This window comes from Martelella sp. NC20, assembly GCF_013459645.1.
GTDB lineage: Bacteria > Pseudomonadota > Alphaproteobacteria > Rhizobiales > Rhizobiaceae > Martelella.
The window spans coordinates 5436227-5458853 of sequence record NZ_CP054861.1 but is presented as its reverse complement, the minus strand read 5'-3'; the positions used below and the strand labels follow the sequence as shown (position 1 = coordinate 5458853).

Below are 22627 nucleotides of genomic sequence, written 5' to 3'. Positions count from 1 at the left end.
CGAGAGAAAAGGATTCGGAGTTTGAGGTCAGCGCCTCACTGCGAGACGGTCGATAGATGCCGATAGTTCACAGAATTTTTTCCTGCCCTGAAATCCCAAAAACTATAGTAAAATCAAGAGACTAACTTTTTAACGGCCCTGGTCACGGCGCTGGGAACCAAAAAGGAAGTTTTCTTTAGTAAACTCAATTACTTAGAGCGGAAAAAATATTGGAGTGGGCATTCGTCGCTAGAACTCGTCGAGGAAATCTAGCTCATCGAAGTAGCGAACGGGGTGGTTTACAGCGACCTCGGCGATGGCGCCCTGCAATGCTGCGTTCAAGGTAAGCATGGCGCGTTGCAGATGTGGCAAGCTAATATACATCGCTGAGGGCACCGGCGGCACATTCGCCTTAATTGCCCGATCGTAGTTCTCGCCATAGCGGAAGGCGGTTGACTCCGGATCTATCGCGGCAATTTCTTTCAGGCGCGCAGAGATCCAGACTGGTAGCGGCCGCCCCCAACGAGCGATGGCCGTAGCATCGAGCATATCCGCAAGCTCGGAAAGATCATGGGTTCGCGGTGATGCGCCGAGCAACCCTTTAACCAGCAATTCGAGGGAGTGCCGATAAAGAAATAGGGCCGGACTAACGAGCTTATAATCTTCCCAATCTCCACGCTTGATCGATTCCAGCAGCAGGTGTGCGGCATCGAAATACTGCTGCGCCATCTCAATGCGCGTCGGGATGAATTCATCGCCAACCATAAAGCCTTGTGGGCCAGATATCGGGTCGTCTCGAACGATATGATCCCCCGGCTCCTCGAACAGCGGCCGTGTCATAGCTTCGCGTGTAAAGACGCGTTCCGTCTGGACTCCCGACGGTTCAACGGGAAATGCTAGCTTGGGTAGCTTCGACGAATTCGCCATCAACGTTTCTTGTCACGATCTTTCAACGGGATGCGGTCTGCTTCTCGGAGCTTGGCAAGATGAATAAACACAAACCATAGGCATTCGGGATGAGGCGCTCAAGTTGTTTCAGCTTTTCTACGCTTCGCTCACTCATGGTGGACTTTGTAAATCATTTTCAAACCGAATTTCAGTTTGAAAATATCTCGTTTAGCGTCACGTCGGTTAGTAAATGCGGCATGTGACAAACCCTCAGTCTTCGCCTTGATACAAATCCTCGGATTCTGATGGCTGAAATCCGCGGTTTCGTATCAGCCAGCCAGAGAGGCCTAGCCCGTTTCGGCTCCCTTAATCGGCAAGACCAACCCTCCATCCCAGCAATCTGGGATGGAGGTGGGTGTATTGATTTCGTCGATTTTGACGGTACTTTATCAGGGGCAAAAGATTCGAGGTTTGAGGTCTATGCCTCAGCGCGAAATGGTCGATAGATACCGATAGTTCACAGAATTTTTTCTGTCCTGAAATTCCAAAAAACTCTAGCAAAATCAAGAGGTTGCCTTTTTGACGGCCCCGGCCACGGCGCTGAGAGCCCAAAAGGAAATTTTCTGCAGGAAAATCAATTCCTTAGGACAGGAAAAATATTAGAGTGGGCCGGCGGATACAAACGGCGGCAATATCGTGGTTTCGGTGGGCAGTTCCTCGTCGCCATCCTGGTTCAGGAACGACGACGGCCGCGCTTTCTTAGGTTCCGCCGGGCTAGCGCGGCCCAGAAGTGAATGCGCAATCTAAAAAGGAGATGTGAGAGCCGGCTGCCGTTCGGTGGGATTGCTCCCGCCTCGGCAAAACGCACCAGATCTCGTCTGAATTCCTGCCATTGCCCTTTGCTCTTTAAGATTTGAACACCTTCCTGCTTTTCATGATGCTCGGCCCATCTGTGGAGGTGGGCATCATCGACATGGGATTCCAAATGTCCTTTCGGATTCCTCAGCAAGTCAGCCATCGGGAGAATATCGTCAGGGGACGATCGGTTCTCATGCTCCCGGCGTAAATGCCACGCCAGCATGTCCGCTGCTTGGAGCGGCGGCAGCAGTTTGTCATTCTCAAAGGCAGGGACGCCGCTGATAAGATTTCGGGCTCTGCGCGGGATGTTTCGCTTCATCTCGTGGAACAAGAGGTGCATGTCCGAGCTCACGCCGTCTTGTTCGTCAAAGATATATTCGATTCGAGTTTTGGCTTTAGTCTCTGCGACGTAGCGTGCGACGCCGGATATGACGCTGAAGCAGCAGGTGAAGTGCGGGCTTCCCAGACCGCGAGGCGAGACGGGGGTAAGAACGCGAAAATGCTCGCAACGATTGATCGTAAATTGGAAGGATAGGGGCTCGAAATGGTTGATAACGCGCGCCAGACCTTTCAGCTTCTGATCGCGAGCCTCCTTCGTCCATCCTTTAAACTCACCGCGCAGGTTATTCGCTTCCACCATGCGTAAGTACGCGATCGAGGGCAGCACCTGTAGCTCCTCGCGCCATGCCTCGGAAAAGAGCTGCCATCTATTGGCTCGGTTGAGATAGCCCGCCATGAACAGCCGCTTGTCTCCCTTGTCACTGGCTGAGTCGTCACAGAACGCCTGAAGGAGGATAGGGCTTCGTCTTTCCCACATATCTACGCAGCTCTTTTAAGGAGGTCTATGCCGATGACCGTAATCTCATCTACGCGCGGAAATTCCTGCGCAATTACTTCCCAGCGATTCTGAAGCGCTGCAATCAGACCTTCAAAATCAACCCGGTTAGCTCCACCCGGAACATCCCAGCCAGCCTTTTCGCCCGTGCGTACCAGAACGAAAACGCCGCGTTCCGACCTGTTGTCGCGCAAATAGTCACCACAGAGCTGGTTCTCCAGCCGCTCGAAAAGTTCGGGGCCAGTCCACTTGTCGGCCAGCTTCAACTCGGCCGGCACGGGTGCATCAAATCCCATCCCGTGGAACCTGATGTCCGGCTTCTTGGCATCTGCAAACTCCTCCTCTTGCGGGACGGAATAGCGAGCAGACGCCTTTTCACGAAGCTCACGTCCGATATATTTCCGCATATCGGTTTCAAGCCTCGCACCTGCTTTGAGTATCGTCGCGATGCTACTGTCCCCGTTCTCAAGATCATCTTTCAAATCGAGGAACCGCATCACCGCAAGCTCCGCTAGCTCTCGATGATTGGCCGGCGTTCGTTCCAGCTTGTCATGGAAGTCGCGGACCTGTGCCGGCATCCACGGCGCGATATCCGAGTCCTGCTCGGCCTTAACCTTTGCCAAGTGAGCGAACCATGGACGGGATTCCGCCTCCGGGTGGGATCGCGATATTTCTTGCAGGGCCAGGAAGGCTTCCTTGCCGGGAATTTTGTTCAGCAGATCAAATAGCCCGTTCCTTGAGTCCTGCGCCTTGTCGCGCAAACCTGGTGAATAGACCCCCTTGCCGGCGCGATCGATGTCCTCGCTTCGCCGAATATGGCCATGCATAAGCAGGTAGAGAGTCTTCAAATGCCGGGGTGTTTGATATCTGGCCCTGGTGCTGGCTGCGCTTCTGCGGCCGCCCCATAGGTTTGTTACAAAGTTCATCGCGAACTCCGTTCGCGCCTCGCCCTGCGGCAATTCTTCAAAATAGGCGGCAAGGTCGGGAATTGCGGCTTCAGGATCGACACCCACCCATACGGCGTACCAGTGAGCCACATGCTGCGAGGGGTGTACCGACCGGACCTTCTGCGACGCAAGCACTGCTATTTCCTCGTCGGACAGTGCCGACCCTTGCAAAACCTTGAGAAGCTTGTCTAACGTGGCTGCGTTCGCAGGTTCGGATTCCTTCAGCAGATTTGCGATGTGCGGGCCGAGGGTGGCCCAGCTCCATTCACCTGACCAGCTAACGTCACTGAGGACGTAATGATCCTCCTTCTCAGGTGTCGCTTTCGAAAGCTCGAAGCGGATCTCCTGAAGAAGGAAATCTGTGACGATGCTCGTATGCGCCTCGAAGAGCTTGGGAAACCAGGTTGGGAAACCGTTCAATTCGAACGAGGCATATCGGCAGGCGAGCTGGATGTCTGCTTCGCTGAGGCTTTGCGCCCAATTTGGTGTCTCCTGCGCTTCGATTTCGAGTCCGGCCAAGCCCAGAATTACCGACATTGGTGTCGAGTTTTCTGGTGCGCCTTCCGAACGAATAGTCGGTCTCTCACGCCGCCAATAAGCAACAATTCCGTCTCGGAACGCTTGCGCGATATCCTTGCCGAACTCGGCTTCCAAGTTTCTCCAGTTGCCATGGGTCCACCGACCGGAGCGATCGCTATCGCGGCGCATCCGGTCGTGAAGGTAGGTTAGGCCGTTGAAGACATAGCCAGGTTTGGTCAGACTTGGGTCGCGCAATTTGTCGAGATTTTCGCTCAGATACTTTTTTGAGTCTGCGAGATTCTTTTCCTCTTTTCGCTTTCTTCCCTCGGAGCGTCTCTTCCACTGCGCTTCCTGGCGTTTCCAGGCGCGGGCGTCTTTTCCTTGTGCCGGCGGATTGAGGAACTTGTCCAACTCATCCGACAACTCCGTGTTGCCGCAGACGAGTCGCTTGAGCTTTTCACGCCACAAACGCGGCCGGTCGTTCGTGATGTAGAGTCTAAAAGCCAACGACAGCGCGACAAGCTTGTCGTCTTGGAAGGGCTGAGTTGCAATTTGCTCGGAGACATAGTCGAAATCCTCCGCGCCAAAGCGCCAGAACGGCTCCATGACAAAAACCGGCCAGAAATCGGTAAGCCGTTCCTTGCGCTTTTCGTCTCGCCGTTCTCTCGCAAGGTTAATCTCAAACCAAAACAGGGCCCTATTCAGTTCCGGCCACTCTGGCGCAAGGGTTGAGAACTTCGTTTTCGCATCGTTGAGTTCGCTGTCGAGATAGTGACGTCCCATTCCGAACTTATCGAGGACGGCCAGCACGGCGGGTTGCAGTGACGCTGAATGGCGGGCCTCGATGAGACGCTCGGCCGCCTGGGATGCGGGCGTCATCAGCCAAGTAAATTTCTGCGATATCTCGCAAAAACGCCTCTCGATCACTGGGGGTGTGTTGAGCAATTGATCAAAGCCGATAAGCAACTCGGGCAGTTGATCGAGGCCGGTGGCCTGAACAAAGGTGCTCACAGCGTCGGAAAGGCGATCGACGCTGTACCGCTCTTTCTCTTCCGTTTTGCCCAAGCACTCAAGCAGCCACTTGATCATGTCCTGTGTCGGAGCAGTTTCTTTCGTCAATTCGGCAAGCCAGTCGCGATCCAGTTCTGCCGCTTCTGTGAGAAAACTGTCGCGGATTTCTTCTTGATCCTGCTCGGACCCAACTGCCCGAACTGCTCTAAAGCCGGTAATGCGTGTGTACTGTGAAGCGGAAGGTGAAAGCGCGATCTGCTTTGCCTCGGGCAATACACCGGAGAGCTGGCCCAGCCAGACCATTCGGAGCAGAAAAGCCTTCAGTTCGTCATCGGTCGCATACTTGGCCAGAAGGCTGCGCACATCGTCCGTCAGATCGGGATTGGAGAAGCGTTGTACAGCCGCATAGTCGGTCATCGAGCGGCCTGATGTTCCGCTCGCCAGTTGTTCGCAGACTTCATGGAGAATGAGCCTTCGGGTCTCCAATGGCAACTGGCTCGGATCGCCCCCTTCAAAAACCACCTCAGGGGCAACTTTTCGCAACCTCTCTCGGATTTTGGGATCGAGGATAGCCAACCAGGGCAAGATTGGCCGAAGCGTGGGAACGATGATGTCCAGCCCGTACTGATTGGTGAAGAAGAGGGCTTCGATTTTTCGTCGCGAGGTTTCCCGGCCCAAAAGATCAGCGAACCATTCGGCCGCGAGGTACTCGCGGACGGACCGATGATGGAAGCGCACAGTGCCATAGATTGCTTCGTCGAATATCGGGCGGGACAGCAGCGTCGAGCGTTCTCTATCGTCCCAATCAGGAAGCACGTCGCGGAGAGCAATGCCTTTCGAATTTTCGACCCCATCCGGAACTCGGATAGTCGATTCCTGGGCCAAGGTGGTCGCTGCGGCTATGAGCCTAGCTCCCTGCAGAGCTTTCTGAGGTGCTAGTGGGTAAATGTCGACGCGCTCTTGGTCTCTCTCTTGGAGTCGCCGGGAGATGCTGTTGCGCATTATTTCCAGGCGGCTTCCGATGCGGCCCTGATCAAGCCAGAATTCCGTCAGCTCCATCAAATCCTGTGGTCTTGACGTAAAGGACCATGCATCGGCGCGCTCGATGGCCTCGATGAAAGCTTTGGTGTTTTTGATGCCACGGGCATTTGCAAATGCCTCGATTTGAGCACGAGACAGGTCGTCCAGCGTTACGATCTTGAAGACGGGCTGGGACTTTTCTGCCGGTCTATCCGAAGTTTCAACAGCGTCCTCGATCGTATCGTCGATGTGGGCCTTGTCTTCCTTCGCCGTCGTCGTGGCAGGCGTGAAAGGCAGATGAGTGACGCAAAGCGCAAGATCGGTTTTGGGACGCCACGCATTGGTGCGTCCGGTGACAACGATGTGCGTGCGATCCTTCGCTGTCGCGATCCGCCTTCCTAGCTTCTTAATTGCGAGCGCAAAATCTCCCGGATTGCGCAAGCGCGCCTCATCGACGGAGTCCAGCAGAAGCCAGCCCTCATCATTCGATGCCAGCCACGTCTCGAACTCTTCGAAAGTGCCGACCTCGAATCCGTCCTCGAAATCATTGGGCACATGTTCGAGACGGATAAAAAACGCGGACTTGCCTTGGGTACGTAGATCGATGGCGATATTGCGAATTTCAGCAGTTTTACCTGAACCGGCTTCCGACAGGATAATGACGCGGTACCGCTCAATCAGGTCCGACCAAGAAAGCCGATCACCGACACGAAACGCGTGACTTAGGTCGAGCTCATCGTCCTCGTTGGCGTACTTGGATAGCTCGTGAAAAGTGCGGTTCAGCTCTATAAATTGATATTCGGAGTCGCTTTCGGTCATCTTATTCCATTTGGGATGCGAGGTAACATCTTACTATCATGCACATGAGAACAAGAGAAGAACAACCGAGCGGCACGATGCTTCTAGTGCCGCTGACCCGTTTGCCGTATTCTAGCTTGGGGCCAGTACCTCGTTCTGGAGAATGTAACTCACAGGTCCCCTTCAGCGCCGTACTCGTAACGCCATATCTGGAATCCCTCCCAATTCAATCAGGTCGGGTTCCGCTCTAGGTTCGGTGAAAGCGTCACCACTGGGATATGTCGCCTCGGAGCGGATGCTGCTGATTACCGGTGAGCTAATCCGGCGCTCGATTTTAGCTGATGAGAGTAGGAATGAGATCGAGTGGGCCCCAGCCGCGCACGCGCAATTGCTCGAAGTTTAGACTGCCGAGATCAATTTCGAATTCTGATGTAAAAGGCGCCAGGTAAGCCTGTGCGTCGAACCCATTGAAGTTGATGTCGGCGGCCTTCATCGCCTTGAAAACCTTGCTGACAGCCGAGACGAAGATCGGCATCAGATCAAGGTAAGTCTGGTCTTCCGAATATCGGTGCTCGGAACGGAACTTGCGGATCACCGGAAGTCTCAGATGAGTATTGACCAAAGTGAAGCGATCGGCGGCCTTTATGCCGCCCAGTGAGGTGTCGAGATATGGCGATGCGCGTGAAGGATCGAGACGCGCGTCCAAATCGTCCAGTCTTACATGGTGTGACATTCGGATTGGAGCACCGTGAAGCGTGAGGTGACTTGCCACCAGGAGCGACGCGCCCAGCCAGCGTTCCACTCCGCCTTCATCGAGGTGCAGGCGTCGCTGAAGGCTTCGGAAAAGTGGATGATCGCGATGATGGATCGCATTTCGCACCGCGATGATCAAAACGGTATCCCCATGGTCGAAATAGGAAAAGAACCTCCTTGATACGTCATAAAGCGTATGAAAGGCCTCCAGTTTCATCTCGAAGGCGCGATCAACATTGTCGATCGCTTCTTCGGGATCGATTTTGAACAGTTCGCCAAAGCGCATATGCGCTTCGACGTAGATTCTCATCGTGTTTGCGAGAGTGCTGATTGCATTCTCGATTATCGCGCTACTATCCAAAGGCTCATTCCAATGTTGTTGTCGGTGGGATGTCGCAATACGAAATCAGCTTTGCCCCGCTTCAATTAGCAGAAACAATTTTCCGAGGCAGCCGGAAGAGATTGTCCGAGGTGAAGCGATGCGATTCTTCGTTGCGCGGGTGTCGGACCAGATCGAGGGTTCGGCGAGCGTCACATCGAGCACTCAGATAATTGGTCGCATCGAGTTATTTGACGGGTGCCAGCCCGACGAGAGAGCTTCAGGGTAGTTCTGCGGGGTGATCGCGCGTGCGGCGCTCTGGCGCTCCGCCCCTTGATTTTTCCGGCCATTGGCCGTACATTTATCTAAACTCTAAAGGAGCACAGTAATGGTCGAACCTGCGACCCATAACCCTCGCAGTCGGGTTCGTGGCGAGCGTCTTGAGACGCGGGTCACGGCCGACCAGAAGAACCTTATTGAGCGCGCGGCCGCCCTGCAGGGCCGGACGGTGACCGACTTCGTGCTGACCAGCGTCCAGGATGCGGCGCTGCGCGCGATCGAGGAGCATCAGCGTCTTGATCTGTCGGTGCGTGACAGCGAGGCCTTCGTGGATGCGCTGCTCAAGCCGCAGCCGGCGAATGACCGGCTGCGCGAGACCGTGCGCCGTTATCGCCAAGCGACCGGCGTCTGAGGCGTGACCGCGACTGCTTGGGAAGGCCTGCGCGTCGAACCGCTTTCGGCGCAGCATGATCGTTCCGTCTTTGACAGCGGAGTCGAAGCGCTAGACCGGTACATTCGTGTTCAGGCTAGTCAGGACGCCCGCAAGAAGATGGCGGCTCCGTTCGTCCTCATCCTGCCGGATGGTGTGCTCGCGGGCTATTATACTCTGTCGTCGACCGCCCTGCAGCTTGGTGAGCTGCCCGACAAGACGATCAAGAAACTGCCGCGCTACCCGCTCGTGCCGGCGACGTTGCTCGGCCGGCTCGCTGTCGATCACCGCCATCAAGGGAAAGGCTACGGCCGCTTTCTTTTGGCGGACGCACTTCATCGGGCGGTCCGCAGCGAGGTTGCTTCGTTCGCTGTGATTGTCGACGCGAAGGACGATGGCGCCCGTGCCTTTTACGAGCGTGAGAGTTTTCTGCCGTTTCCAGATCAGCCGATGAAGCTGTTTCGACCGATGGCCGACATAGAGCAGCTCTTCAGATGAGCAGATAAGACGGGGGGCGGCCAAAAAAGATGTCTACCTATTTTACTGACCGGGAATACGGAACGCGGCCGCCGACGATCGATGTCATCGACGAGCGTTTGTGGGCCGGGCTCTACAGCCTGATCCAGACCCGGATCGGAGACGGTTCATTCGGATTGCGTTTTCCCGAGCAATGCCCAGATGGGAACGGCCCGTGTGGGTGTGACGAGCAATCTTTCCGCCGGGTACTGGCAGCGGAAGTGCCCTGGGTGGAATGGCCGCTTTCGCCGAGCGAAGTCCCGGTCACGCCTGTTATTCTCGACCTTTTGGAATTTTGCGCCGGCGCTGTGGGGCAGCCCGTTCAAGGGTCTTTTCACTCGTTCTTTCGGCACTACCACCTCAGTTGGGACCGCGCGGCGGGCCTTGAGCGGTTCGTTGCAGATGTGAACATGCTGTTCAGTCGCAATGCGCTCGCGTTTGAGCTTACGTCCGAGGGGCAGGCTCGGCGTCTTCTCCCGGCGCCGCTGGCCGAAGCGATCGGATGGACGCTTTTCCAAACCGGAGATGGCGAGACGGATCGCCTGCTCGAGGCCGCACGGCGACGCTTCGTGTCGCCAAAGCCGGAGGATCGGCAGGACTCGCTTGAGAAACTCTGGGACGCATTTGAGCGGCTGAAAACGCTTGAGCCGGGGGCGAACAAACGCGTCCAGGCGGATGCGCTGCTGGATCGCGTTGCCGCGCCGAACTCGGCCTTCCGCCAACTGCTGGCACGCGAAGCGGTCGAACTGACCACCATTGGCAACAGCTTCCGCATCCGCCATTCGGAGGTCACGCAGGAGGCGCTGACCTCGCCAGACCAGATCGATTATCTGTTCATGCGCATGTTTGCGTTCGTGCGGATGGTTCTGAAAGGAACCGGCCGTGGCGGGTAAGACGACGGCCAAACTGAAGAGCGGCAAGTCTAGTCCGCCCCGCAAGCGTCGCACCGCTGCCAGCGGGGGGCCTCCGGCGCGATCGAGGGTCAGCTCAGGCAATCCCGGCTACGCCGGCTACGAGTATCAAATCGAGGTCACCGTCTGGGTGGCGCTTGACCTTCTGCTGGCCAAAGGCGCGACTGGTGAAGTCGTCATCGAACCGCGCTCCGATGAGGATCTCGAAGCCGCCGTCATAGATCCATCGACCGCCTCGTTGGGGCTGACGGCGGAAGGCGAGCGTCTCGATCTGATCTTGCAGGCGAAGAGCCGCTCCGGATCGCCGTGGTCAGGCGGCGATCCAGGCGTTACAGATTGCGAATGGCGTCGACCTGCGCATGTCTTTGCGAAAGGCCCTGGCGCACAAGCGCTATGATGTTCGTCGAGAAGCACTTCGCGCGCTCGTGCCCGACGCGACGCCCCATGAGCGAAAGCATCTGATTTCGGTCGCCGGCGACGACAGTGCAGATATGCGACTGGCCTTTGCGCATCTCATGGAGGAACACCGTTGGCCAGAGGCCATCGACTCCTTGATTGAATTGCTTGCCGATACACGAAATTTCGGCAGCCATTTGTCGATGGGAGGTGCGTGGTCGCGGTTCAGCGTCGCTCGGTCAGCAGCGCAGGCCCTTGGAGCATTCGAAGGACTGCCGGTCAGCGCCATCGATGCTCTCCTTGACGCGGCTAGCGCGCACTCTGCCGATCCGTTCGTCGCTTGTGCCGCCTTGTCTGCGTTGGCGAAGCAGGACGATGCACGCATCACCCCAGTCTTGTTGACGGCGCTCGAAAGTCCCGGACTGGACGGCGACGCGGCCTTTCGGCCACGAGCCCAGGCCGCGGCCTGGGCGCTGTGCGACCGTGCGACGAGTGAAAAGCTCGACGCATTGGATCCTGACGCAGCACGCGTCGCGCAACGCGATACGTCGGTGATTGCCGGCCCGCTCCTGGTCGCCTTCGGCGCGCTGGGCGGCGAGCCGCGAGAGAAGCTGCTCAGAGAGCTGCGCGCGGCCACGCAGTTCGAGCGCGAGACGCTTGTATTCTCCGACGCCGCGCCGGATAGCTGGGGCCGCAGGCTTCTCGAACGCGCCTATGGCAATGGCCTTTCTGAATTCGAATATCTGACGCTGGCCGATGACACCTGTCGGCAGGGCGCGCTGCGATTTCTCGATGATGCTGGAAAGATCATCCGGGGTGCATCGGCCGACGCCGTGCCGCGTGTGGTAGAGCTGCAGGCGATCACCGCCATCGCGCGGGCCTATGAGCAGGGCAGGGAGATTTCCGCCGACGAGATGCAGGCGCTCGCCGGCGCGGGCGGTTCAGGCCTACTTCAACGCGCTGACACCGATGATGGTGGCAGCATAATCGAGGCGGAAATCCACTTAGCAAAACGCTCGAAACTATTCAGACAAACCGAGCCACCTCTGTCAGCACTCGCGGCAACATTTGCAAAATGAACTTCGACCACAGGCAAACCGGTGTCGTGTAACGCGTGAGGAACACCTATACTTTGAGCCGTCAACCCCGCTGGGTTGATAATGATGCCATCCACCCTTTGCGAGGCGTCGTGAATGAACTCCAAAATCGCGCCTTCGTAATTCGACATGAAGATTTCGACATCGATCTCAAGAGCAACCGACCATTGCCGAACCATTTCATGCAGCGTTTCCGCTGACATGCTTGGACCGTACATATTGTTGCTTCGATGCTTCAAATTCGACACGTTTGGTCCGTCGATGACCGCAATTTTGTGACGCTTTGAGCTCTGCCTGAACACGTTGCTTGCCCTGCTTTCCATGTCCTGCTTCATCAGCTGGCCCGCGCATGGCTGGACGGTGCAAGCGAAGCAGCCAAATCGCGTATAGTGGCTTCGGGTCGATCCAGGTTCGCAATCAGATCAGATAGCCTGGAAGCGTTGTCGCTTCCAAGAATCTGTGACGCGTTGAGCATAAAGCGATCTTGAATGGCTTCCGCGGTCATGGAAGCGAAATTTGGCAGCTCAGCTTCGAGAAGTCTACCATCGGACAATTGGATCTTGACTATGCTGCCGTTGGTTTCGGGATATTTGTCAGACAGTTTGTCGTCGGACACCAATTCTATCCTTGATGCGGCTGCCTGAAGTGTTGGATCAGACCAATTGTCCCACGGGGCATATCTAAGACCGCCTGCTGCCAAAATGGCTATAGTGCTAAACTGAATGGAGAGTTGAGCGTCGAATTGGGTCATGAATCGCGATGGATTATCACATCCTGGATAACGTTGAGCCGCGTTTGTTACACGCACCTCTCCGCAGACAATTTCTTCCGGGGATATGGCGCCGTATTTTTGGGCCAACTCGTCGCTAAGTAAGCAAGCGCCTTGGGTGAATACGCAAGTGGGCGCGGGCTTGAATATGACCTCGCTCATCCCTTTTAGCTCTGACAATTCGTCAATCACATTTTTCGCATCGAAGTGCACCCTAAAAGCAGAAAATACACCACTGGGACTTTCGAATATTTGTTCCGCCATCTTTAGGTCATGAGCGACCAGTTTTGCGGCTTCAATGGCATTGCGTGCCATGGGGGCACTATGGAACACCAGATCATTGGTCCCCTCTGCAGCCCAAGCGTTAAAGCCACTCATGGTATTGGCGTTCAATGAAATCGCGCACGTCGTTTGCGATGGCGTAAGCTTGAGTATTCTGGAGGCGGCCGCAGCTGCTCCAATTGGGCCGACGTGGCTGGTCGCTCTGAAACATTTTGCAAAGTCTGGTGATACGAGAATCTTCCCGAAGTGCGCGATTATTTCATAGCCTGCGACCAAAGCCACAATTAGATCGCGCCCGCTGCAATCAGACTCTTCGGAAAGCGCAAAGATTGTGGGGATCACGCTCATGCCGGGATGGGAATTGCTGACAACGAGTGTATCATTCTGGATCGTACATGAGCACGTGAGCGCATTCAAATAGGCTGCCGTCGCAGAAGATGTGCGAATATCGGTTCCCCACACACATGCAGTGCCCCGATCATGCACCTCCAAAAATGTAGCGCGCGCTGCGACTGCCTCGGGGCGTTGAAGGCTAGCCAACGCGTGGGCAATGGAATCTTTCAAGCACGTTTTCGCCATTTCGACGACATCATCACTTAGGGCACCGAATTCAAGGCTAGTTGCGAAAGTCGCGTACTGCTGGGCCAAAGTCATGTCGCGCATGGTAGAAAACCCCACATATGAAATCTAACATACAGACACTGTGAACGGCCAAAAAAATTTGGCCACTGCGCGTATTGCGATACCAGTTATGCGTTTACAAAAATCGGATTGACCGTGAAAACTAGGTAAAGCCAGTAGGGCGAGCCTGCCCTTCTCGGGACTGAGGCAAGCCGAGGGGGAAAAATGTCTAACCTGCGACCGCTTGAAGGCTTAGTTGTTGTGTCGATGGAGCAGGCAGTTGCCGCTCCTCTTTGCACCGCGAGGCTGGCGGATGCTGGCGCCACGGTGATCAAAATAGAGCGGCCAGAAGGAGATTTTGCGCGCAAGTATGACCGAGCCGCACTGGGTCAAAGCAGTTATTTTGTCTGGATCAATCGCGGAAAAAAATCCGTGGTTTTGGATCTGAATAAAAAAGCTGATCAACATGCATGTGAAGCTTTGATCAAGGGCGCCGATGTGTTTGTTCAAAACCTTCGCCCTGGTGCGGCAGACAAATTGGGCTTCCCCATCAGCAGATTGCGGGCGGAGTACCCACAATTGATCTGTTGTTCCATCTCCGGGTACGGCGAAGCCGAAGGATATGCAGATAGGAAGGCCTATGACTTGTTGATACAGGCAGAGTCCGGACTGGCGTCCTTGTCTGGACCGCCGGGGATGTCTGCCAGAGTTGGAATTTCAGTTGTCGACATAGCGACAGCTGTGACGGCAAATGCTGCGATTTTAGAAGCAATCATTGCGCGAAAGTCCTCAGCGCAAGGCTGTGACATTCGGGTGTCGATGTTCGACGTTATGGCAGAATGGCTGACGGTACCGCTTTTAAGCCATGAGGCTGGGCTTCCCACCCAAAATAGCGGGCTTTCTCATCCTTTAATTGCACCTTATGGAACCTTTGAAGCTGCGGATGGCGCAGAAATTTTGTTGGCGATCCAATCTGAGCATGAGTGGAAGGCCTTATGCGGACAAGTGTTTGGTCAACCGGAATTGGTTTTCGATCCGCGTTTTGTCAGTAATCACGAACGCGTCAAAAATCGCGTCGAAACCGACGGCCTTGTTCGGCGCGAAGTCCTGAGATTCAATCGGGACGATCTGACCAGGGCTCTGTCCGAGCAAAAAATCGCGTTTGCTCAAGTAAACAGCATGGACGGTTTTGCAGCGCACCCGGCGCTGCGTCGGGTTCCCGTGGAAACTGAGAAGGGGAACGTTTCTTTGCCGGCCCATCCCGTGACGGTCGATGGAGGCCGTCGCCGGCTCGGCCGTGTGCCACGATTGGGGGCGGACACCAATGAATTGATTTCCGGATTGGATGACTGCGTGAAAAACGCTAGATCAGCGACTTGGCCCCACACATTTGAATAGCAGTAATTACGCGTTGAATGCTTGGCAAACGCCTAAGCACAATTCATTATCTTTAGGGCGTCAACTGGAGATTTGGTACCAATTTCGGCTCCATTCAACCAATAAAGAGGCAGTGCAATGTCTTATAATATTTTAGAACTACTTACAATTTCTTGTTCAATTCTTGAAATTGGAACTCTTTCAAAGAACATCAATGGGTGGATTGAGAGGTCGCCGTGCAAATATGTCGGAAGCTGGCGCACTGACATCGGCACGCTGGGGCAGTTGCTGGTACTTCGGCAGTTTGAAAACCTATCCAGACAGATGGAAGAAAGGGAAAAACTGCTTTTGCACCCTGATCCGTTTGGCTGTGGCGAACTTATCAAAGGATGGAAAATCGAAACGTTCAGGCAGTTTGACTTCCTTCCAGAAATTCAACCGCGCGAGCTAGGGAAAGTATATGAGTTTCGCGAGTATCTTGTCCGGCCTTATGGAATCAAACCGAGCGTTGACGCCTGGCAGGGAGCGATAGAGGCGGCCAGACCGTATTCAGACCATTTGATCACCAATATGTATGGGCTGGATGGCGCACCCAGGATTTTGCACATCTGGGGCTTCGAAAGTTTTGAGCAGCGACTTTCTCTGAGGGCAGAACACTACAAAAATGGAACTTGGCCACCCAAAAACGGTCCGGTACAGATTGATCAGGCTCGGACAATGATCGCCTTTCCCGAAAAGCACTCACCGCTTTGCTAGGTGATTAAGCTATCCCTTGGCTTGAACAATCCTACGCCGCAAATCTGGAAAAACGCCTTTGGTGAATGAAGTTAATTGTTGAGTTCAGGCGCGGTCGCCTCAGGGTCGGCCGCCGATGAATGTTTAGGTCGGGCCTTACCTCTGTGGGATGGTTGCCCATCGGGGGCGCTTAACCGGCATGTGCGTGGTTAAACCACAATTTCGGTATCCTCATTTGTCGGTGGCCATACCCGGCAAAAACTCAAGCACCACCACCGCCGTATAGCTGATATTATGTTTGCGCGGGTGCACTGAATAACAGTGACACTGCTAGATAAGCCGACAAAGTTGAGATTTAGGACTTCGCAGAGGTTTGAATGTCAAATCTGCGACTTTTAATCGATACAGGAGGAGCTAATGAAAAATTTTGGTTTGGCGGCTGCAACGGTCGGTGTTATCGCGGGAATTGCGACACCGGTTTTGGCTGACGAAATTAAAGTGGCGCATATCACGCCTGAGGCATCGGCCATTTCCCAAGCTGATTTGGCCTTCGCCAATGAGTTGGCAGAAAAGTCGCAGGGTGAGCATAAATTCACGTTCTTTTGGAGTGGTTCACTTGGCGCTGGCAATGAGATCATTCCGCTGATCAAGGGCGGCGCTATTCGGGCGGGCGTGACCGCGCCTGCCTACTATCCGTCTGACATGCCGCTGTCGGGTGTGACCAATACAGTGCCGGCCCTGTTCCCTGATGCTGGTGTCGCAATGGACGTGTCGACTGAGCTTCGTGAGAACGCTGCCGTTGTTGCCGAGTTTGAGCGCAACGGCGTTTTTCCGATCATCGTGCAAGCACTGCCCACAGCTCATTTGCAGTGTCGCGACAAGGTCGAAACCCTCGAAGATCTCAAAGGCAAGAAGGTTCGTAGCTATGGTAGCTTCTTGCCAGTCATGTTCGAGTCGATCGGCATGGTTCCCGTCAATATGGGGCTGAATGAGATTTATGAGGGCATCGAGCGCGGCGTGATCGATTGCACCAGTTTCGGCTATGATTTGTCGAAGTCCTACAATATTCACGAAGTCGCGCCATTCTACAGCGATATCGCGCTTGGGGCACAGTCTGGACCGGTCTTTTACGCAAGCTGGAACGATTACAAGAATGGAGGTTGGTCGGATTCTTTCAAGGCGGTGGTTGATGAAGTGGCCGCCAAGCACCTTGAACTGAGGAAAGAGAATGCCGCCAAGTCTGAGGAAGCTGCATTGGCATTCGTACAGGAGAAAGGCGTCACGCTCGTTCCATTCCAGGATCAGGCAAAAGTGGACGAATTGATACCTGACATGCTTGCACTTTGGGCGGAGACGCAAAAGAAGGCTGGTATTCCCGCTGAAGCCGTCGACTCGGTTGTGGCGATTGTTAAGGCCAAAACCAACTAATAAAAGTTTGGCGGTCGGGAGGTGCAACACACCATTCGACCGTTTTTTTGAGTTGATCTTGCAAGGGGGGACTATGACGCGATTGGAATGGCTTTCGGGCATGTCTGCGAAGGCACTATTTGCCGTTTCTGGTGCTGCAATGGTCCTCATTGCGATGATCGGATTTAGTGACGTAGTTGCGTCATTCCTGTTCAGGGCGCCGTTGAAGGGCGTTTTCGAGGCAACAGAACTTCTCCTTGTCGTGCTTATATTTTTAGCTCAGCCCTTCGCTGTGTTTGCGAGAGGTCATGTCGCGCTGGATCTGTTGGATTTCGCGCATGGCTCCTTTGGTGCGCGGGTCCGCATGCTGCTGATCGTTGTGACTGGAGCGTTATGTTACGGAGTTCTGGTGCGCAGCTCATATGCAAGTTTTATTGCTAGCTACCAGATACAGGAAATTTCCCAGGGTCTCGTGAAGCTTCCAGTTTATCCCGCCAAGTTTGCGGTATTCCTCGGGTCGGTCTTGGCGCTTGTACAGGTTCTTGTCCTGCCGTTCCGTCCTGAGCCGGATTCCCAAGAAACCCACATCAGTGAGATCGTGTGATGGACCCCTTAGTTTTTGCCGCCCTTAGCATTGTTTCCATCGTTGCTCTGATTGTGTTCGGGGTTCCTGTCGCGTTCTCGATTATGGCTGTCACGATAACTGGAATGTACTTTCTGGTTGGCGATGCGTTTTTATTTACGACATTCAAAACCCTTACATTTGCTTCCTCCAGTTCCTACGCATTTGCCGTCATCCCCATGTTCGTATTGATGGGAGAGATCGCAGGACGATCGCGCATTATTGGAGACCTCTACGAAGCTTGCTACAAATGGCTCGGAGGGTTCCGCAGTGGGGTCTACGCATCTACGGTTCTCGCCTCAGCCGGATTTGCGGCGATATCCGGTTCCACTATTGTGAATGCGGCAGTATTTACCCGCGTTGCGTTGCCCGAGATCGTGCGTTTGGGGTATAATAGAGGTTTTGGTGCGGGGTGTATCGCTGCGTCCGGCGCACTCGCGGCCATGATACCGCCGTCCATAACCATGGTGCTTTATGGTGTGCTGACGGAGCAATCAGTTGGTCGTCTCTTGATTGCCGGAATTATTCCCGGATTTCTTACAGCCGCCGGATTATTGCTGGTTTCTGTGATTTCCGTGGCCTTGAGAAAAGAGCTCGCACCTGTCACCACCGAACGATTTACCATGCGCGAGAAGGTTGGCAGTCTGGTCACAATCTGGCCAGCGGCGCTATTGGCTGCGGTTGTTTTGGGCGGAATTTACACGGGAGCTTTTTCGCCTTCTGCGGCTGGCACGGTTGGCGCGGTTGGTGCGCTCGCAATCACTGTTTTACGAGGCAGATTTAGCCTCGAACTATTTTTCGGCTCACTCAAGAGTGCCGCGATAACCACCGCATCGCTGTTCTTGATTATCATTGCTGGAACGCTGCTTGCGCGACTGCTTCTGTTCAGTGGCTCGGTCACCACGCTGACATCAGCGATAAGCGATAGCGGGCTGTCGCCACAGATGTTCATGGTTTTTATCGTGATCAGCTATTTTGTTATGGGAATGTTTATTGATCCCGTCTCGATGATGGTTATTACAATTCCGTTTCTCTTCCCGGCTGTAATCGCGCTAGACATCGATCCGATCTGGTTCGGCATCATTATCGTAAAGATGGTGGAGCTAGCTGCGATAACGCCGCCGATAGGCATAAATTTGTTTGCCGTAATCAGTGCTTCTGATGGGCAGGTCAAGGCAAAAGAGATTTTTATCGGAGTGCTGCCTTTCATCGTTATGGAAATTATTGTTTTGATCCTCCTTTTTTCGTTCCCGGTCCTCAGCATAGCCCTACCGTCGATGATGTTGTCGCGGTGAATGAAATTATGACCGCATCCGCCACCACAGGAATAGAGTATGAAGCTGGAATTGGGAAACACCGAGCTTGTCGCCAATACTAACGACATAATCGGCGAGGTTCCGCTTTGGCATGCGGAGCAGTCGAAATTGTATTGGATTGATGTCTTCAAGCCTGCTTTTCACATATATGATCCAATTGAAGATAATGTGCGAAGCTGGACGCCACCTGAAAAACTGGGCGGGTACAGTCTCTACCGTGACGGAAGTGTCTTAATCTCGGGACGCAGTGGCTTAACCCGTTGGTGGCCGGAAACAGACAAGCATGAACTGATTGCGCCGATCGAGAGCGATCGCCCCGAAAACATACTTAACGACGGCCGCACAGATGCCATGGGCAGGTTTTTAACTGCTGGCATGAACAAGCAGCTCGAAACGGCGTCAGGGCGCCTCTGGAGCTACGATTGTAAGTCCGAGCCACGTGTCCTGCAGGATGGCGATATCACGCTGCCCAATTCCATTTGCTGGAGTCCGGACTGGACTACCTTGTATTTTGGCGAGACGACCAGCAACGTGATTTATTCTTATGACTATGACCTCGAGTCGGGCGCCATTTCCAATCGCAGGATTTTTGCCGATACGCGCGACCTGCCCGGCGAATGTGACGGAAGCATCGTGGACTTCGAGGGTTTTTTGTGGAACGCGCGGATAAATGGAAGTTGCATCGCGAGGTTTGATCCGGACGGTCGTTTGGATTGTCTGATTGACCTGCCCGTTTCGAAGCCAGCGCATTTGACTTTTGGAGGCGAAGACCTCAGCACGCTGTTCATTACGACGGCAACTTTCCGCATGTCCGAGGAGATCCGTGAAAGGGAACCTTGGTCAGGTGGATTGCTGAAACTCCAGACGAACACCCGTGGCGTAAGAGAGCCCTTTCTTGTCGTTTGAAGGGCTACCAACCTTCCCCCAGATGATTTAAAAAAGAAAGGCCCGACTTAAACCGGGCCTGCTATCTTTTAAATTCAAAACAATAGTCTGAGATCGGCGGTGCAAAAGTCGGCCACGGAAGCGGCGGAATAATTCGGTCGCGGGCGGCGTAAAACCCGGCCACCTATTTTCCTTCTGCAATGAGCGCAGGAGGGACAGAGGATTTATACCGTGGATCTTTATCTGAAGGTTCGTCTGGCCGTCTCGGAAGGGATGAGCCGACGTCAGGCTGCAAAGCATTTCAATATATCGCGCGACAGCGTAGCGAAGATGCTGTCGTATTCGACGCCTCCTGGCTATCAGCGACAATCACCGATCCGGCGGCCGAAGCTGGACGCGTTTGTTTCGACGATCGACCCCTGGTTGGATGAAGACAGACAAGTACCTCGCAAACAGCGCCATACGGCCAGGCGTGTGTTTGACCGGCTTCGCGACGAATGCGGGTTCACGGGCGGCTATACGATCATCAAGGATTATATTCGCGAGCGGGAACAACGCCGTCAGGAAGTGTTCGTGCCGCTTTCTCATCCGCCCGGCCATGCGCAGGCTGATTTCGGTGAGGCGACGGTCGTGATCGGCGGTGTCGAGCAGAAAGCCCGGTTCTTCGTGCTCGACCTTCCGCATAGCGATGGTGGCTCATGTGCGGGCTTATCCGGCGGCGGTGGTCGAGGCCTGGGTCGATGGCCACGTCCATGCGTTTGCGTTTTTCGGGGCCGTGCCGCAATCGATCGTCTATGACAATGACCGCTGCCTTGTGGCCAGGATCCTGCCCGACGGCACGCGCAAGCGGGCAACACTGTTCAGCGGGTTCCTGTCCCACTACCTGATCCGGGATCGCTATGGCCGCCCCGGCAAGGGCAATGACAAGGGTAACGTCGAGGGCCTCGTGGGCTATGCCCGGCGTAATTTCATGGTCCCCATCCCGCAGTTTGCGACCTGGGATGCTTTCAATGCCTTTCTGGAAGAACAGTGCCGCAAGCGCCAGGGCGACAGGCTGCGCGGTGAGAGCGAGACGATCGGGGAACGGCTGGAACGCGACCTGGCGGCTATGCGCCCCTTGCCGGCGTCGCCCTTCGATGCCTGCGATCAGGCCAGTGCCAGGGTCACGGCCCAGTCTCTCGTTCGCTACAAAACCAACGACTATTCCGTACCCGTCGCCTACGGTCATCAGGACGTCTGGGTCCGTGGCTATGTCGGTGAAGTCGTGATCGGTTGCCGCGGCGAGGTCATCGCTCGCCATCCCCGAAGCTCGGATCGGGAGGATGTCATCTTCGACCCCGTGCATTACCTGCCGCTGATCGAGCGGAAGATCAATGCGCTGGATCAGGCGGCCCCTTTACAGGGCTGGGATCTGCCGGAGGAATTCGCCACACTGTGCCGTCTGATGGAGGGCCGCATGGCAAAGCATGGCAGGCGGGAATATGTACAGGTTCTTCGACTGCTGGAGACTTTTGAGCTTGTCGACCTGCATGCGGCGGTCAAGCAGGCCATTCATCTCGGCGCGATTGGCTTCGACGCCGTCAAGCACCTGATCCTTTGCCGGGTGGAGCGCCGCCCGCCGCGACTGGATCTGTCGATCTATCCCTACCTGCCAAGGGCGACGGTCGAGAAGACACCGGCGAAAGCCTACATGCGACTTCTGTCGTCGGGGAAGGGAGAAGCGGCATGAGCACTGAAGCACCTGAGATCCTGCTTGCCCACTACCTCAAGAGCCTGAAGCTGCCGACCTTCCAGCGGGAGTATCAGAAACTGGCCCGGCTTTGCGCCACCGAGGGCGTCGCAGGTACCTCAGCCGGCTTGCCGAGCGGGAGATGATCGAACGGGATCGTCGCAAGGTCGAGCGCCGTATCAAGGCGGCAAAATTCCCGGTCGTCAAAAGCCTCGACAGTTTCGATTTTGCCGCCATACCGAAGCTCAACAAGATGCAGGTGATGGAACTGGCCCGCTGCGAGTGGGTCGAGCGTCGCGAGAACGTCATCGCTCTCGGCCCCAGTGGAACCGGCAAGACGCACATAGCGCTCGCCCTCGGCCTTGCGGCCTGCCAGAAGGGCCTGTCCGTCGGCTTCACCACAGCCGCCGCCATGGTCAGCGAGATGATGGAGGCCCGTGACGAGCGGCGTCTCTTACGTTTCCAAAAGCAGATGGCAGGGTACAAGCTGCTGATCATCGACGAACTCGGCTTCGTGCCGCTCTCCAAGACTGGCGCGGAACTGCTGTTCGAGTTGATCTCGCAGCGATATGAACGGGGCGCCACCCTGATCACCAGCAATCTGCCCTTTGACGAATGGACGGAAACTCTGGGTTCGGAGCGTCTGACCGGCGCTCTGCTCGATCGTATCACCCACCACGTCAACATTCTCGAAATGAATGGCGACAGCTACCGTCTCGCCCAAAGCCGCGCCCGAAAGGCTGGCTGAAACCCTTCAAAAAATCGCAACGCAGGCATGAGCCCCCCGCTCGGGCTACGCCCTCCCGCGGGTCTCATGCCTGCGCCCAAAGTGGCCGACTTTTGCTCCGCCCCGTGGCCGGTTTTTACGCCGCCGTTGACACATATCATGGGCTCGCTCTCGTGACAGGGGGGTATTCGACCCCCATCTGCATTATGGACGATGTTGCAAAGGTACGACGCGGTTAAGAGGGGCCTTCGTTCTCCTCGCAGCGCCGCTTCGCGCGCTTCTGGAGGTCAACATCGGCGAGACGAGCGACGATGGTTCTACGATGCGGCGGCTTCAGCCTCGCCGATATGCTGTTCATCTTCGACAAGCAGCTTCACCGTTTTCCGGCCCTTTCCGGCGACGATCCGATCCACATTCTCGGCGCGACCATCCTGCCACAGCGCTTGTGGGTCATCGGCAGCGCCATCTTTGTCTTCGGCGGTCTGTGGGCCTTCTTTACCAAGACGATGACCGGTAAGGCCGCTTTCAATATGCCCGAGATCATTCGACGACGGACATCCTGCAGGATCAAGATGCCCCGTATCCGGAACGCTTGACTCAG

The 22627-nt window shown here is 55.3% G+C and carries 17 protein-coding genes and 3 pseudogenes; 14 read left to right on the top strand and 6 right to left on the bottom strand.

Features of this window, described 5'->3' with window-relative positions:
- Nucleotides 1-228 precede the first annotated feature (228 nt).
- The 4 genes from HQ843_RS25945 to HQ843_RS25930 form a co-directional block, all read right to left on the bottom strand.
- Complete coding sequence (locus HQ843_RS25945) at nt 229-906, bottom strand: HEPN domain-containing protein (protein ID WP_180900501.1); 678 nt, start codon at nt 904-906, stop codon at nt 229-231.
- Between the two features lie 694 nt (nt 907-1600).
- Complete coding sequence (locus tag HQ843_RS25940) at nt 1601-2542, bottom strand: DUF3800 domain-containing protein (RefSeq protein ID WP_180900502.1); 942 nt, start codon at nt 2540-2542, stop codon at nt 1601-1603.
- 2 nt (nt 2543-2544) lie between these two features.
- Nucleotides 2545-6876, bottom strand: coding sequence for an NACHT domain-containing protein (locus HQ843_RS25935; protein ID WP_180900503.1), 4332 nt, complete (start codon nt 6874-6876; stop codon nt 2545-2547).
- A gap of 313 nt (nt 6877-7189) precedes the next feature.
- Nucleotides 7190-7918, bottom strand: a complete 729-nt coding sequence (locus tag HQ843_RS25930; protein WP_180900504.1) for a hypothetical protein — start codon at nt 7916-7918, stop codon at nt 7190-7192.
- Nucleotides 7919-8315: 397 nt separating this feature from the next.
- Between HQ843_RS25930 and HQ843_RS25925 the strand changes: the two genes are divergently transcribed.
- Genes HQ843_RS25925 through HQ843_RS29255 form a run of 5 tightly spaced genes read left to right on the top strand, consistent with a single transcriptional unit; the run spans nt 8316 to nt 11538 of the window.
- A complete protein-coding gene (locus HQ843_RS25925; RefSeq protein ID WP_180900505.1) occupies nt 8316-8618 on the top strand; it encodes a type II toxin-antitoxin system TacA family antitoxin in 303 nt (100 codons plus the stop codon).
- 3 nt (nt 8619-8621) lie between these two features.
- The gene (locus tag HQ843_RS25920) at nt 8622-9134 is read left to right on the top strand and encodes a GNAT family N-acetyltransferase (protein WP_180900506.1); all 513 of its coding nucleotides are present in this window, start codon (nt 8622-8624) and stop codon (nt 9132-9134) included.
- Between the two features lie 29 nt (nt 9135-9163).
- Nucleotides 9164-10045 carry a hypothetical protein gene (locus HQ843_RS25915; RefSeq protein ID WP_180900507.1) on the top strand — a complete coding sequence of 294 codons (882 nt, stop codon included), beginning with the start codon at nt 9164-9166 and terminating at the stop codon, nt 10043-10045.
- Nucleotides 10035-10460 (top strand): hypothetical protein, encoded by a 426-nt coding sequence (locus tag HQ843_RS25910; protein WP_180900508.1) that lies wholly within the window; start codon nt 10035-10037, stop codon nt 10458-10460. Before HQ843_RS25915 ends, HQ843_RS25910 begins: the two co-directional genes overlap by 11 nt.
- The gene (locus HQ843_RS29255) at nt 10423-11538 is read left to right on the top strand and encodes a HEAT repeat domain-containing protein (RefSeq protein ID WP_210275285.1); all 1116 of its coding nucleotides are present in this window, start codon (nt 10423-10425) and stop codon (nt 11536-11538) included. Before HQ843_RS25910 ends, HQ843_RS29255 begins: the two co-directional genes overlap by 38 nt.
- Before the next feature lie 38 nt (nt 11539-11576).
- On the opposite strand, the pseudogene HQ843_RS30140 reads toward HQ843_RS29255, so the two are convergent.
- A pseudogene (locus tag HQ843_RS30140) lies at nt 11577-11774 on the bottom strand (type II 3-dehydroquinate dehydratase); the annotation flags it as partial.
- 116 nt (nt 11775-11890) lie between these two features.
- Entirely contained in the window at nt 11891-13270 is a 1380-nt protein-coding gene (locus HQ843_RS25890) for an MmgE/PrpD family protein (RefSeq protein WP_180900509.1), read from the bottom strand.
- A 192-nt stretch (nt 13271-13462) separates the two neighbouring features.
- Here HQ843_RS25890 and HQ843_RS25885 point away from each other — a divergent pair, with 192 nt between their 5' ends.
- From HQ843_RS25885 to HQ843_RS25845, 9 genes and pseudogenes are all read left to right on the top strand, one after another.
- The gene (locus HQ843_RS25885; protein WP_180902029.1) at nt 13463-14626 is read left to right on the top strand and encodes a CaiB/BaiF CoA transferase family protein; all 1164 of its coding nucleotides are present in this window, start codon (nt 13463-13465) and stop codon (nt 14624-14626) included.
- 117 nt (nt 14627-14743) lie between these two features.
- Entirely contained in the window at nt 14744-15361 is a 618-nt protein-coding gene (locus tag HQ843_RS25880; RefSeq protein WP_180900510.1) for an NIPSNAP family protein, read from the top strand.
- 396 nt (nt 15362-15757) lie between these two features.
- Nucleotides 15758-16768 carry a TRAP transporter substrate-binding protein DctP gene (gene dctP, locus HQ843_RS25875; RefSeq protein WP_180903354.1) on the top strand — a complete coding sequence of 337 codons (1011 nt, stop codon included), beginning with the start codon at nt 15758-15760 and terminating at the stop codon, nt 16766-16768.
- A gap of 73 nt (nt 16769-16841) precedes the next feature.
- On the top strand, nt 16842-17351 hold the full coding sequence (locus HQ843_RS25870) for a TRAP transporter small permease (protein ID WP_180900513.1): 510 nt from the start codon (nt 16842-16844) through the stop codon (nt 17349-17351).
- A complete protein-coding gene (locus HQ843_RS25865; RefSeq protein ID WP_180900514.1) occupies nt 17351-18664 on the top strand; it encodes a TRAP transporter large permease in 1314 nt (437 codons plus the stop codon). The genes HQ843_RS25870 and HQ843_RS25865 overlap by 1 nt, the downstream gene beginning before the upstream one ends.
- Before the next feature lie 39 nt (nt 18665-18703).
- Nucleotides 18704-19591: an SMP-30/gluconolactonase/LRE family protein gene (locus HQ843_RS25860; RefSeq protein ID WP_180900515.1), complete on the top strand. Its 888-nt coding sequence runs from the start codon at nt 18704-18706 to the stop codon at nt 19589-19591.
- A gap of 210 nt (nt 19592-19801) precedes the next feature.
- Nucleotides 19802-21299 (top strand): annotated as a pseudogene (istA, locus tag HQ843_RS25855) (IS21 family transposase).
- A pseudogene (istB, locus tag HQ843_RS25850) lies at nt 21296-22047 on the top strand (IS21-like element helper ATPase IstB). The pseudogenes istA and istB overlap by 4 nt, the downstream one beginning before the upstream one ends.
- 290 nt (nt 22048-22337) lie before the next feature.
- A complete protein-coding gene (locus HQ843_RS25845) occupies nt 22338-22622 on the top strand; it encodes a hypothetical protein (RefSeq protein WP_180900516.1) in 285 nt (94 codons plus the stop codon).
- Nucleotides 22623-22627 lie beyond the last annotated feature (5 nt).